The 13666-nt window shown below is 29.1% G+C and carries 12 protein-coding genes, 1 pseudogene, 1 riboswitch and 1 other annotated feature; of the genes and pseudogenes, 12 read left to right on the top strand and 1 reads right to left on the bottom strand.

The annotated features are described in order from the left end of the window. Nucleotides 1-99: riboswitch (SAM riboswitch) on the top strand. This riboswitch is flagged as partial in the annotation. Nucleotides 100-212: 113 nt separating this feature from the next. From B2671_RS13165 to B2671_RS13205, 9 genes and pseudogenes are all read left to right on the top strand, one after another. After that, a pseudogene (locus tag B2671_RS13165) lies at nucleotides 213-1512 on the top strand (O-acetylhomoserine aminocarboxypropyltransferase/cysteine synthase family protein). A 4-nt stretch (nucleotides 1513-1516) separates the two neighbouring features. After that, the gene (locus tag B2671_RS13170) at nucleotides 1517-2401 is read left to right on the top strand and encodes a homoserine O-succinyltransferase (protein WP_346870819.1); all 885 of its coding nucleotides are present in this window, start codon (nucleotides 1517-1519) and stop codon (nucleotides 2399-2401) included. A gap of 40 nt (nucleotides 2402-2441) precedes the next feature. Beyond that, a complete protein-coding gene (locus tag B2671_RS13175; protein WP_346870820.1) occupies nucleotides 2442-3668 on the top strand; it encodes a homoserine dehydrogenase in 1227 nt (408 codons plus the stop codon). A gap of 35 nt (nucleotides 3669-3703) precedes the next feature. After that, on the top strand, nucleotides 3704-4591 hold the full coding sequence (gene metF / locus B2671_RS13180) for a methylenetetrahydrofolate reductase [NAD(P)H] (protein ID WP_346870821.1): 888 nt from the start codon (nucleotides 3704-3706) through the stop codon (nucleotides 4589-4591). 36 nt (nucleotides 4592-4627) lie between these two features. After that, nucleotides 4628-5308, top strand: coding sequence for a methionine synthase (locus B2671_RS13185; protein WP_346870822.1), 681 nt, complete (start codon nucleotides 4628-4630; stop codon nucleotides 5306-5308). Continuing rightward, nucleotides 5298-7676, top strand: a complete 2379-nt coding sequence (locus B2671_RS13190; protein WP_346870823.1) for a homocysteine S-methyltransferase family protein — start codon at nucleotides 5298-5300, stop codon at nucleotides 7674-7676. The genes B2671_RS13185 and B2671_RS13190 overlap by 11 nt, the downstream gene beginning before the upstream one ends. A gap of 125 nt (nucleotides 7677-7801) precedes the next feature. After that, nucleotides 7802-8033, top strand: a binding site (T-box leader). 131 nt (nucleotides 8034-8164) lie between these two features. Then, nucleotides 8165-8686 (top strand): serine O-acetyltransferase EpsC, encoded by a 522-nt coding sequence (gene epsC, locus B2671_RS13195; protein ID WP_346870824.1) that lies wholly within the window; start codon nucleotides 8165-8167, stop codon nucleotides 8684-8686. A gap of 36 nt (nucleotides 8687-8722) precedes the next feature. Beyond that, nucleotides 8723-9652: a cysteine synthase A gene (gene cysK, locus B2671_RS13200; protein WP_346870825.1), complete on the top strand. Its 930-nt coding sequence runs from the start codon at nucleotides 8723-8725 to the stop codon at nucleotides 9650-9652. Nucleotides 9653-9806: 154 nt separating this feature from the next. Beyond that, nucleotides 9807-10391 carry a hypothetical protein gene (locus tag B2671_RS13205; RefSeq protein ID WP_346870826.1) on the top strand — a complete coding sequence of 195 codons (585 nt, stop codon included), beginning with the start codon at nucleotides 9807-9809 and terminating at the stop codon, nucleotides 10389-10391. 224 nt (nucleotides 10392-10615) lie between these two features. On the opposite strand, the gene B2671_RS13210 is transcribed toward B2671_RS13205, so the two are convergent. Further along, complete coding sequence (locus B2671_RS13210) at nucleotides 10616-11095, bottom strand: TspO/MBR family protein (RefSeq protein ID WP_346870827.1); 480 nt, start codon at nucleotides 11093-11095, stop codon at nucleotides 10616-10618. Nucleotides 11096-11265: 170 nt separating this feature from the next. On the opposite strand from B2671_RS13210, the gene B2671_RS13215 reads away from it, so the two are divergent. The 3 genes from B2671_RS13215 (at nucleotide 11266) to B2671_RS13225 (ending at nucleotide 13532) form a co-directional block, all read left to right on the top strand. Further along, the gene (locus tag B2671_RS13215) at nucleotides 11266-11787 is read left to right on the top strand and encodes a hypothetical protein (RefSeq protein WP_346870828.1); all 522 of its coding nucleotides are present in this window, start codon (nucleotides 11266-11268) and stop codon (nucleotides 11785-11787) included. Between the two features lie 102 nt (nucleotides 11788-11889). Further along, nucleotides 11890-12750, top strand: a complete 861-nt coding sequence (locus tag B2671_RS13220; protein ID WP_346870829.1) for a rubredoxin-like domain-containing protein — start codon at nucleotides 11890-11892, stop codon at nucleotides 12748-12750. Between the two features lie 128 nt (nucleotides 12751-12878). Beyond that, nucleotides 12879-13532 (top strand): FMN-dependent NADH-azoreductase, encoded by a 654-nt coding sequence (locus B2671_RS13225; RefSeq protein ID WP_346870830.1) that lies wholly within the window; start codon nucleotides 12879-12881, stop codon nucleotides 13530-13532. Nucleotides 13533-13666: the final 134 nt, after the last annotated feature.

Below are 13666 nucleotides of genomic sequence, written 5' to 3' on the forward strand. Positions count from 1 at the left end.
AGGGATAGGCCCTATGAAACCTCGGCAACCTTCAGACCCATTTGTCTGAAAAGGTGCCAATTCCTACTCTAATTTTATAAATTTAGAGAAAGATGAGAGGGAGCTATAACATGGGTACCCTTGTATGTAAATCCCCTTTCATCTAGATTATTTAAATTTAGATGAAAGGGGATTTTATGTTATCTAATAAAATATTTTAAGGAGAGATTAAAATGGGAGAAAGAAAATTAAAATTTGATACGTTACAAGTTCATGGAGGTCAGGAAGTAGATAGTGCAACAGGCTCTAGAGCAGTTCCCATATACCAGACTACATCCTATGTTTTTAATAGCGTTGAGCATGGAGCTAATCTATTTGCTTTAAAGGAAGAAGGAAATATTTACACTAGAATAATGAATCCAACAACGGATGTTTTTGAAAAAAGAGTGGCAGCTTTAGAAGGGGGTGTGGGTGCTCTTGCAGTTGCATCTGGTTCTGCTGCAATCACATACGCAATAATTAATATAGCAGGAGCAGGAGACGAAATAGTTGCAGCTAGCACTTTATATGGAGGCACATACAATCTTTTATCTACAACTCTTACTAAGTTAGGTATTAAAACCGTATTTGTAAATCAAGATATCATAGAAGATTTTAGAAAGTCTATAAATAACAAAACTAAGGCTATTTATTTGGAAACCATAGGAAATCCAGGGATAAATCTTATTGATATTGAAGAGGTAGCCAACATTGCTCATGAGCACAATATACCACTAATTGTAGATAATACNNTTTGGGACACCATACCTTATACGTCCAATAGAACATGGAGCTGATATTGTAGTTCATTCTGCAACAAAGTTTATAGGGGGACATGGAACTTCAATAGGTGGAATAGTTGTAGATTCTGGAAAATTCCAATGGTTGAATAACTTGAAATTCCCTGATTTTAACAAACCAGATTCTAGTTATAACGGTATAGTATATGCAAAAGATATAGGAGCAGCAGCTTATATTGTAAAAGCTAGAGTGCAACTTTTAAGAGATACAGGAGCATCCTTAAGTCCTTTCAACTCATTTTTATTTTTACAAGGACTGGAGACTCTTTCATTGAGAGTAGAAAGACATGTGTCAAATGCTAAAAAGATTGCGCAGTTTTTACAACAACATCCACTTGTATCATGGGTAAATTATCCTAGCTTAGAAGGTAATAAATACTATGATCTTTCAAAAAAATATTTTCCAAAGGGTGTTGGTTCCATATTTACATTTGGGATAAAAGGTGGAGTAAAGGAAGGCGTAAGATTTATTGAATCACTTAGCATATTTTCACATCTTGCTAATGTTGCAGATGCAAAATCTCTTGTAATACACCCAGCAAGTACTACTCATGCTCAATTAAATGAAAAGGAACAATTAAATGCCGGAGTTACATCAGATATGATAAGACTTTCTATTGGAATAGAAGATGTGGATGACCTTATAGAAGATATAGATCAAGCTCTTAAAAAAGCAGTTTTAAAGGAATGGTGATGGAATGTCCTTAATAATAGATAAAAATCTTTTATCAGTAAATAAGTTAATTGAACATGGAATTCAAATTGAAGATGCTTCTCACAGTTACAATTCAGATGTGATACGTATTTTAATTGTAAATTTAATGCCTAAAAAGTGTGAAACAGAATTTCAGTTTTTAAGTATATTTGGCAATATGAATACAAGTATAAAGGTAGATTTCTTGTATATGGAAACACACACACCACTAAATACAGATAGAACCTATTTAGAGAGAAATTATAAAACCCTAAATCAGGTAGCAAATAGTAATTATGACGGGGCTATTATTACGGGAGCTCCCTTAGAATTTTTAAATTTTAATGATATAGAATACTGGAAGGAACTACAGAGAGTAATTGATTATTCTAATAAAAAAGTTAAGTCTACATTATATATATGTTGGGCAACAATAGCAGGATTATATCACAATTATGGAATAAATAAATGTGTAACAACAGAAAAGATTTTCGGAGTTTTTCCTCATGTAATTGTAAATAAAAAGGAGCCCCTATTAAAAGAACTTAATGATGGATTTATAGTTCCTCATTCAAGATATGGGAGAGTTAGAAAACAAGATATAGAAAAAATAAAAGAATTAGAAGTCCTATGCGAATCAGAAGAATCAGGTATCTATATAGTAAGCACTAGAGATAAAAAACAAATCTATATTACAGGACATCCTGAGTATGAGAACTGTACTTTAAAAAAGGAATATGAAAGAGATATAAAAAGTGGATTTAATATAAGCGTACCTAAAAATTATTTTCCTAATGATGATTCGAACCAAGAAATTAACTTAGATTGGAGTAGTAATTCACAGCGTTTATTCTCAAATTGGGTAAGAGAATGTTTAGTAAAAAGTTAAAATATACAACTAATTATATTAAAAGAGGAGTGATATTTTTATGAATATAGGATTATTAGGATTTGGAACTGTAGGTACAGGAGTTTATGAAATTATATATAAAAGAAAAAGGATTTTTAGAACATTAGTGGGTGATGAACTATCTATAAGTAAAATTCTTATTAAAGATATAAATAAGGATAGGAGTATAAAGGATTGTAAAAATAAACTAACAGATAATCCTTATTTTATTTTAGATGATCCAGATATAGATATAGTCATAGAAGCTATAGGAGGAATAAAAGAAGCTTATGAATATATAAAATATGCTTTAACAAAAGGGAAACATGTTATAACTGCAAATAAGGCGGTCGTTGCAAGGCATATGAAGGAATTTATAGATTTAGCGAATAAAAATAAAAGAGCATTTTTATATGAAGCTAGTGTGGCAGGTGGTGTTCCTATTGTTAAACCTTTAAAACAACAAGTAACCTTAAATGATATTAAAGAGATAAATAGTATATTAAACGGTACTTCTAACTTTATATTAAGTAAGATGATTAAAGAAAACCTAGACTTTTCACAGGCACTGGATATTGCTCAAAAGTTAGGTTATGCGGAAGCGGATCCAACAGATGATATTGACGGATATGATGTTAGAAGAAAATTAGCAATTTTATCTACCATAGCCTTTAAAAGAGAGATAAAAGAAGAAGATATTTACTGCAGAGGCATTAGAACTATTAAGTCAGTAGATATAAAGGCAATAAAGGAATTAGGATATACGGTAAAACTATTAGCAAAGGCTTTATTTAAAGAAAATAACTATTATTTATCTGTAGAACCCAATATTTTGTCTAAGGATTCATTTTATGCAAAGGTAGAAGATGCTAATAATTTAGTGTCTATTATTGGGAATGATATAGGGGAGCTGAAATTTTATGGTGCAGGTGCGGGTAAACTACCTACAGCAAATGCTGTGGTAAGTGATGTTCTTGATATTATATATAATAATTATGGAAGTTGTGGAATAAATCAGGAAGAAGATAGATTATGCAATAATACAGATTTAGTTAAAGATATATATTATATAAGAATAAGTCCTAAATATGGATTAAATGAGAAGGTATTAGCCGTTATTAAAGAAGAAAAAATAGTTGATAAAATGATAAAAATTGGTGAAAATATTATATTTACCTCTAAAGATATAGATTGTGTAAAAATAAGTAAATTTATTAGTAACATTAAAAACTCCATTAATGATGAGTTTTATGCTGTTATTAGATAACAAATATTGTATTATTCTAAGAGGGGGTATAGTAAATGCATATAAAAGAGTTATTTAAGGAAAAAGAAGTAGTTTTTTCTTTTGAAATATTTCCACCTAAACCTACATCACCAATAGAGACTGTATACGATACTTTAGAGGGATTACAAGGTTTGAATCCTGACTATATTAGCATTACCTATGGAGCTGGTGGGAGTGTTAATAATAATAGAACATGTGAGTTATCATCTTTAGTTAAAAATAAATATGGTATAGAGGCATTAGCACATTTAACGTGTATAGGTTCTACAAAAAGTGAAATAAATAGAATTTTAGAAAATTTAAATGAAAATGGAACCGAAAATATATTAGCTTTGAGGGGAGATGTTCCTGAAGGAAATCGCTCAATAGGGGAGTTTAATAATTCTCAAGAACTAATAAACCATATAAAGGAAACCAAGGAATTTGGAATAGCAGCAGCGTGCTACCCTGAAGGACATATTGAAAGTAGAGATATAGATAGGGAAATTGAAATATTAAAGTTAAAGGAGAATGCAGGAGCAGAATATTTAATTTCCCAGCTATTCTTTGATAATAATTATTTCTATAAATTTTTAAATTCTGTAGAGAAAAGTAGTATAGAGGTACCTATTCAAGCAGGTATTATGCCAGTAACCAATAAAAAACAAATTGAAAGGATAGTTTCTCTTTGTGGAGCTAATCTACCCTCAAAGTTCATAAAAATAATAAATAGATATGAGCATGATAAGGATGCACTGAGGGATGCAGGAATAGCCTATGCATTAGAACAAATAGTAGATTTAGTTTCTACTGGTGTAAGGGGAATACATCTTTATACAATGAACAATCCATATATAGCTAAAAGAATTACTAATAGCATTGGCTCAATACTAAATTCTATAAATAAAAGACAAGTAATTTAATATATAATTAATGAATAAGGGAGGTGGAGCTTGCCCATGAATAAATTTCTACAAAATAAAGATGAGGTCTTAAGATATTTAGGCTATAAAAATCAAGTTTTAGACAAAGTTACTAATGCTTTAATTGATGAATTAATGGATGAAATGAGAAGTTTAATCAAAGCTAGATATATATATAAATTCTTTAACATTAGGAAAGAGAAGGATAGAATATGTATTTTAAATAGCAATTTTAGTATAGCAGGAGAAAATATTAGAAAGCACTTAGATAAATCAGAAGTCTGTATCTTAATGGCTGCAACTCTAGGAAATAGTGTAGATGAAAAAATAAGATATTATGAAAAGATAAGCATGACTAAGGCGTTGATACTAGATGCTTGTGCTACAACAGCTATAGAAGAACTATGTGATAGAATATGTGAAGAGTTGGAGGAAGTTGTACAAAATGAAAACAATACACTAACATCTAGGTATAGTCCTGGATATGGGGATTTACCAATAGATATACAAAAAAAATTTCTCACTATGCTTAGTGCAGAAAAATCTATAGGGCTTACTGCATCCTCTAATAGTATTTTAATACCAAGAAAATCAGTTACAGCCATAGTAGGGGTTGTTAAAAGAGAGAAAAATAGCATAAAAAATATAAGCTGTTTACAGTGTAATAAATATTCTAATTGTATGTTTAGAAAAGGGGATGATAGATGTGGGAATTAAAGAAAAATTGAAAGAAGGAATTTTAATTTTTGATGGTGCTATGGGTACTATGTTGCAAAGTAGTGGATTACAGTTAGGTGAATTACCAGAAATGTTAAATATTACTGATTCAAAAATAATAATTGAAATACACAAAGCTTATATTGAAGCTGGTGCAAATGTTATTACTACCAACACATTTGGAGCTAACGAAATTAAGCTTAAAAATAGTAATTTTAGTGTAGAGAAAATAATTCATTCAGCAGTAGAAAATGCAAAAATAGCTACTAAGAATAAACAAGTATATATAGCTTTAGATATAGGTCTCATTGGTGAACTATTAGAGCCCATGGGGACTTTAACCTTTGATGAAGCCTATAATATTTTTAAAAGGCAGATTATTCAAGGGGTAAAAAGTGGTGTTGATTTAATATTAATAGAAACCATGACAGACTTATACGAAGCAAAGGCCGCAGTATTAGCAGCTAAGGAAAATTCAGATTTGCCAGTATTTTGTACAATGAGCTTTGAGGCAGACAAGAGGACTTTTACAGGGTGCAATGCAACATCTATGGTAATGGTACTAGAAGGGTTAGGCGTAGACGCTCTTGGAGTTAACTGTTCTTTAGGACCTAAAGAAATAGAACCTATAATAGATGAAATATTAAACATATCTAAAGTGCCTGTAATGGTCCAGCCTAATGCAGGATTACCTAATATTATAAAGGGTGATACGATATTTAATATTTTGCCAGAAGAATTTGCAGTTTACGGATCAAAGTTTAAAGAAAAAGGTGTAAAAGTAATAGGAGGATGCTGTGGTACAACAGATAGACATATAGAAAGTCTAGTAAAAGCTTTAAAGAAAGTAGAAATAAAAGACAAGAAATATAGTCCTTTAAGTGGTGTATGCACTCCTACTAAAGCAGTAATTATTGATCAGGTCAAAGTAATAGGAGAAAGGATAAATCCTACAGGTAAAAAATTATTTAAGGAAGCATTAAGAAATGGAGATTTAGATTATATTCTTAGAGAGGCTATAGCTCAAGTTGATGCAGGAGCCCATATTTTAGATGTTAATGTTGGTCTTCCAGAAATAAATGAAGAAGAAATAATGGTTAAGGTTATTAAAGAAATACAATCCATATTGGACGTACCTCTTCAGATAGATTCTACAAATTCTAAAGCTATAGAAATGGGATTAAGATATTATAATGGTAAGGCTATAGTTAATTCAGTAAATGGAGAAAATAAAGTTTTAGAAAGTATATTACCTATAGTAAAAAAATATGGAGCTGCTGTAGTGGGGCTTACTTTAGATGAAAGAGGAATACCTTCAAGTGGGGAAGAAAGATTTAGAATAGCTGAAAAAATAGTAAATACAGCAGAAAGTTATGGTATAGATAAAAAAGACATATATATAGATTGCTTAACATTAACAGCTGCTGCTCAACAGGAAGATGTTAAAGAAACTTTAAAAGCACTTTCCTTAGTAAAAGAGAAGTTAAATGTAAAGACTGTACTTGGAGTATCCAATGTATCTTTTGGATTACCTAATAGGGAAATTCTAAATAAAACATTTTTAGCAGCAAGTTTATTTGCGGGTTTGGATTTACCTATAATAAATCCCTTAAATAAAGAAATCATGGACACTATCGTAGCCTCTAAAGTTTTATGGGATGAAGATAAGGGCGCAAAGGAATATTTAAAATATAATGGAAATATATCTAAAGAACAAATACCTATAAAAAAAGATGTGAACAATATTCAAGAGGATTTATTTAAAATAATATTAAAAGGTATTAAAGAAGAAGCTAAAATAGCTACAGTAAAGTTATTAGAAAATAAACAACCACTAGAGATTGTAAATGAATATATAATTCCTGCCTTAGATATTGTAGGGGAAAAATATGAAGATGGAAATATATTTCTTCCACAACTAATACAATCTGCAGAAACAGTAAAAGAATCTTTTAAGGTTATAAAAAATAAGTTAAGTAAAGGAAATGATACTGAGATTTCAAAAGGAAAGATAGTATTAGCTACTGTAAAAGGTGATATACATGATATAGGAAAAAATATAGTAAAGGTACTTCTGGAAAATTATAATTATGAGATTATCGATTTAGGAAAAGATGTTTCTAAGGAGAAAATAGTAGACGCTGTTATTAAGAATAATGTTAAATTAATAGGACTTAGTGCCCTAATGACTACTACCGTTAAAAATATGGAAGAAACCATATTTGAACTAAAAAGGACTAAGCCAGATTGTGTAGTTATGGTGGGTGGAGCGGTACTTAATGAGGAATATGCAAATATGATTAAAGCAGATTTTTATGCTAAAGATGCAAAAGAATCTGTAACCATAGCTAGGAAAGTATTGGGATAAAGCAAGTTACATCTTATTAAAAATTAAAAATTAAAAATTAATAATAAAAAAATATATGTACATAAATAAAATCAGTTGACATTTTTTATTTATGTGCATATAATAAAATATAATAATTTAAATATACAAATACATTGAAGAAGGAAAGTAATATTTAATGAAGATTCAGAGAAAATATCCATTAGCTGAAAGGATATTTATTGGAATTATATATGAAGTGCCCTTTGGAGTACGATACCGAATTAAGTAGGCTATCGCGGTTTTAACCGTTATATTAATAGAGTATGATAGTACTTGAAGAGTGGGGTTATTTTTTTACCAAATAGAGTGGAACCGCGGATATTATCCGTCTCTAAGTTTATCTTAGAGGCGTTTTTTTTAACTCTAAAATCGCTTAAATATAGTATGAAGTTAATTATTTAGATTAAAAATAAGTATATTGTTGATTTATGGTTTTACAATTGAAATTTTTATGGAGGAAGTTTATTATGAAATTTTTTAGAGTGCTTAAATATGATATAGACTCAGTTTTTCCAAGAGATCCTGCAGCTAGAAGTAGGATTGAGATATTTTTATTATATCCTCACATAAAGTCTCTTATATTTTATAGAATATCTAATTTTTTATATAGAAAAAAATTATTCTTTTTAGCAAGATTTATTTCAAATATCAGTAGATTTATTACAGGTATAGAAATACATCCAGGAGCTAAAATAGGAAGAGGTTTATTTATTGATCATGGAATGGGGGTGGTAATTGGTGAAACAGCAGAAATTAAAGATAATGTAACTATGTATCATGGAGTTACACTTGGTGGAACGGGTAATGAAAAGGGAAAACGGCATCCAACTATAGGAGAGGATGTAATTATTGGAGCTGGTGCTAAGGTTCTAGGAAATATATATATTGGTAAAGGAACCAAAATAGGAGCTAACTCAGTAGTACTACAATCTACAGAAGAAAATTCAACTGTAGTAGGAATAGCTGCAAAACCTTTAAATAAAAAATAATATTAAATTTTAGTAAAATATAGGGAGGAATTACTCATGAAAAAGATTTATAGGAGTTTAACAGAATTAATAGGAAATACACCATTGCTAGAGCTTTCGAATTATAATAAAAAGCATAATTTAAAAGCAACTATAGTTGCAAAATTAGAATACTTTAACCCAGCGGGAAGTGTAAAGGATAGAATTGCAAAGGCAATGATTGATGATGCAGAGGCTAGGGGAATTTTAAATGAAGATTCCGTTATTATAGAACCAACTAGTGGAAATACTGGTATAGGGCTTGCTTCAGTGGCATCAGCAAGAGGATATAAAATTAAATTAGTGATGCCAGAAACCATGAGTATTGAAAGAAGAAACTTGATGAAGGCTTACGGAGCTGAGATTGTGTTAACTGAAGGTGCTAAAGGAATGAAGGGAGCCATAGCTAAGGCTGAAGAATTAGCTGGTGAAATTCCAAATTCATTTATTCCCGGACAATTTGTAAATCAAGCTAATCCAGCAATTCATAAAGCAACTACAGGACCAGAAATTTGGGAAGATACTGATGGTGAAGTAGATATTTTTGTAGCTGGAGTTGGAACAGGGGGGACTATAACTGGAACGGGTGAATTCTTAAAGTCAAAAAATTCAAATGTGTCAGTTGTAGCAGTAGAACCAGAAGATTCACCTGTGTTATCAGAGGGTAAAGCAGGACCTCATAAAATTCAAGGAATAGGTGCTGGATTTATTCCAGAGACTTTAAATAAAGAAGTTTATGATGAAATCGTAAAAGTATCTAATGATGATGCTTTTGATACAATTAAGGAACTAACAAAGACAGAAGGATTGTTAGTTGGAATATCTTCAGGAGCTGCATTAAAAGCAGCTACAGAATTAGCTCTTAAGCCAGAAAATGAAGGGAAAACTATAGTTGTTTTATTGCCAGATACTGGAGAAAGATATTTATCAATTCCAAATTTTATATAGAGTATAACTAGTTAAGGAGAAGGGATAAATTTATACCCTTCTTTTTGTTAATTGAAATTTAAATAATTCGTATTGTATTGAAATAATATTTAATATAACATTATATATAGAAATAAATGATAATAGTTAAATTAAATGTTAGGGGCGAGGTCTAGTGGCAGATAAAAATGGAGATGAATATGTAGTTTTATCCTTAAACCAATTAATAATAGACAATGAGGGGAAAGCGGGGATACCTTTCGAGGTACTGAGAAAGGTATTTGGGTTTTCCATAAATGTAAAGGGACCTCATATTTATGTTAAAAGTGTCTCAGATAAATTTGAAATTGCTACAGATAAATATAATAGGAAAGAGGGATCTACAGATAATTTTTTAGAAGACTTTAAATTTTTAAAGGAGAAATTTTCTTTTAAAGAATATTACCAGGGCTCTCTAATATATAGCTCAGACTTAAGGGGGCTTAAGCACTATGATGTATTAATTACGGAAAATTCAACTTGGTGTAATATAACCCTAAGAGGAGACTATGTGAATTATTGTGATTTCTCAAGTAATAAAAATATAATAGCTCCACTTATGAAATTTTACTTTCCTAAGGAATATGATAAAATTCTTAAGGATATTTTAGAAAAGGAAAATGCAAGATACATATGTGATGAAAGAGATGTACTTATAAGAAAAGATTTTGATGGTAATACCAAAGAAATCGTATTTTCTCAGTTAGGTGGAAGTTTGTAAAATAAAAAGAGATTTTTTAGTAGAATCTCAATGAGAAATAAATAGGATTGATTTTAAATTTGAAACTTAGGAAAAATACAAAATAAGGAATACTCTTATATGGTATTCCTTGTTTTGAGAGAAAATATTTATATTTAATCTTATTTTAATTTGTTCTTACGTGGTAAGTTCCAAATTGATGAAATGTAAAATAAAAGAGTGATAGCAATTAAAATTTGAATATATTAAATGTTTAAAAGAATTATATTAAAATTTAAGTACGCAGCAAATATTAGCCATAAAAGATATGGTATCTGTAAATATGCAGCAAATTTATTTATCTTATAAAAATTAAATATCATAAAGGAAACTAATACTATCAATACGAAAATCCAAATGAATGCAAAGGTAAATTGATTTAAATTGAAAAATATTATAGACCAAAAGAAGTTGACTATAAGTTGAGCTATATAAAGTTTAAGACTATATTCTTTATATGGAGAATTTGATTCATAAACTATATAGGCAGAAATACCCATAAGTATAAAAAGAATAGTCCACACAATTGGAAAGACAATAGCTGGAGGAGCTAAATTAGGCTTTATAAGATTAGCATAAACTTCTCTACTATTTTTTGTAAGTAGTGAAGAAAGAAATCCGGTTCCTAAACTGAGTATTAAACTAATTATTAATGGTTTTAATTTAATGGAATATATATTTGACATATTTTCACCTCCTTAATGCTATAGAATTTAAATTTAGAGTTTATATAAAGTATATTAAAACTATTATAAATTAGTACTTATATAATAATCATATTATTATGAATATATTTTAGATATAATTACATAATATTTATTTGTGAGTGAAACTCATATTATAGAAGGGGATTAAGATGAATAATTTATTACATCCAGTAAATGAGAATAAGTTTAAAGAAATAGTTAATATAAGATTTAACAACATTAATGAAGGATTTAATAATTATAAGAGTGCAATGTTACAAAGTAAAACTTTAGAGGAAGCTGAGGAAAATATAATTAAATTTATGGAGGAAGTTATAATATTAAATGGTGAGGATAACTCTTTTGTAGATTTATATTTTTCTACTTTAGAAAAAGAAGATAAGGAAAGACTAATAGGGTTATTGGAAGAAAAAGATAAAGAAATAATGGAAAGTATTAAGGATACTTTACAGGGAGACACAATTTATTTTAGGTTAACAAAAGATATCATACCATTTATAACTAGATTAAGTACTAGAGAAGTTCTATTCTGTACTGTATATTTCACAAAATACCCATTTACTATATGGGGTAACTATAATAAAAAATTTCCATGTTTTTACAAGGAAGATAAAGTATTGGATTTATATACTAATATTGCAAAGGAATGCGATGTTGAAGTTATTGTTTAATAATAGCTATTATTGACTAATTTATGAGTTAGTAATACTATAAGTATATAGCTATAAGGAAAATTACAGTTATAATATAGGGTGTATATGGAGGAATTCAACATGAAAAAATTTATTTGCAAAGTATGTGGATACATATATGAAGGTGAAAAATTACCAAGTGATTTTGTTTGTCCAGTCTGTGGCGTGGGATCAGAGATGTTTGAAGAATTGAAGGAAAGTAATTTATTTAGTAAATTTAAAGTGCTTAATAAGGTTAAAGAAAACGATGTAGTTACATCTTTTTATTTAGCTTCGGTAGATAAAAAAGTTTTAAAAACACATAAAGCTGGACAATTTATTTCTATAAAACCAATAACTGAAGAGGATAAATCTAGTGAGGTTAGACAATATTCCTTATCTATGAAGCCGGGAGAAGATTTTTATAGAATAAGTGTTAAGAGAGAAGATAAAGGATTAATTTCCAGATATCTTCATGACAATATAAATGTAAATGATGAAGTAGAAATAACAGAACCATTAGGTGAATTTATTTTAAAGGATAACAATAAACCCTTAGTGCTTATAAGTGGTGGAATTGGAATAACGCCTATGATGTCTATGCTTTATAAGGCTATAGAAGAAGGACGAAAAGTAAAATTTATTCAGGCAGTTATAAATTCAAATGTTCATACTTTTAAAAATGAGCTAAGGGATTTAGCTAAAAAATATGATAACGTAGACGTAGAAATTTTCTATAGTAAGCCATTAGACAATGATAAACTTGGAGAAGATTATCAATTTGAAGGATATTTAACTAAGGAATGGATTGAAAAAAATCTATCAAAGGATGAAGAATTTTATTTCTGTGGACCTTTAGGATTTATGAAAATGATATATGATGCTTTAAAGGCAATGGGAGTGTCAGAGGATTATATAAATTATGAAATGTTTGGTCCATCTGCTGACTTATCAAAAATATAGTTTACAGGGATATTTCAAAGTATATTTGAAGTATCCCTGTATTTTTTAAATGTTCTCCTAAATAGTTATGAATATTTTAAGCTTTAAAGCAAAGAATAGCAATATTAATAATTATAGAGGTGAAATTTATGAAGAAGTTATTGTATATAACTGTAAACTCTAAACCAGAAGAGTTATCTGCTAGTAAAACAGTAGGTAGAACATTTGTAAATAAGTTTTTAGAAAATCATAAGGATTTTATTTTAGAAGAATTAGATCTTTATCAGTGTCATATACCTAGACTTGAGTATGAATACTTTGAAAAAAGAAATTGTATGATTAAGGAAGAAGATTTTAGTAAGTTGAATGAAAAACAACAAGAAGAAGTTCATAAAATTGTAAAACTTGTGGATCAATTTAAAGAAGCTGACTTATATGTAATAGCAGCACCAATGTGGAGTCTTTCCTTTCCAGCTCCATTAAAAGAATATATTGATTGTATAGTTATGGATGGAAAAACTATAAATATATCAGAAAATAAAATGGAAGGACTATTAAATGACAAACCAAGGGCTATGGTATATATCCAATCATCAGGTGCACCGATTCCATGGATGTTAAGGTCTATTTTTAATAAAGGACTTGATTATGTAAGAGATATAATGAAGTATATAGGAATTAAGAAATTTGAGGAACTATTGGTGGATGGAACAGGTTTTACTGAAGAAGAAAGAAGAGAAGCTATAGAAGAGGCTAATAAAGAAGTAAATAAACTTATAGAAGAAATTTGGAAAAATAATTAATGTATTATAAAAACTGTTAATATTCTGCATATTAATAGTTTTTTGCGTATATATAGGATGTTTTTTTTACTAAAGTGTTTATTATAATTCCGTTGATACGATTATAATTGTGTAACCTTTAATAAACAAATAAA

Source organism: Clostridium sp. UBA5119, from assembly GCF_002414285.1.
GTDB classification, from domain to species: domain Bacteria; phylum Bacillota; class Clostridia; order Clostridiales; family Clostridiaceae; genus Clostridium_J; species Clostridium_J sulfidigenes.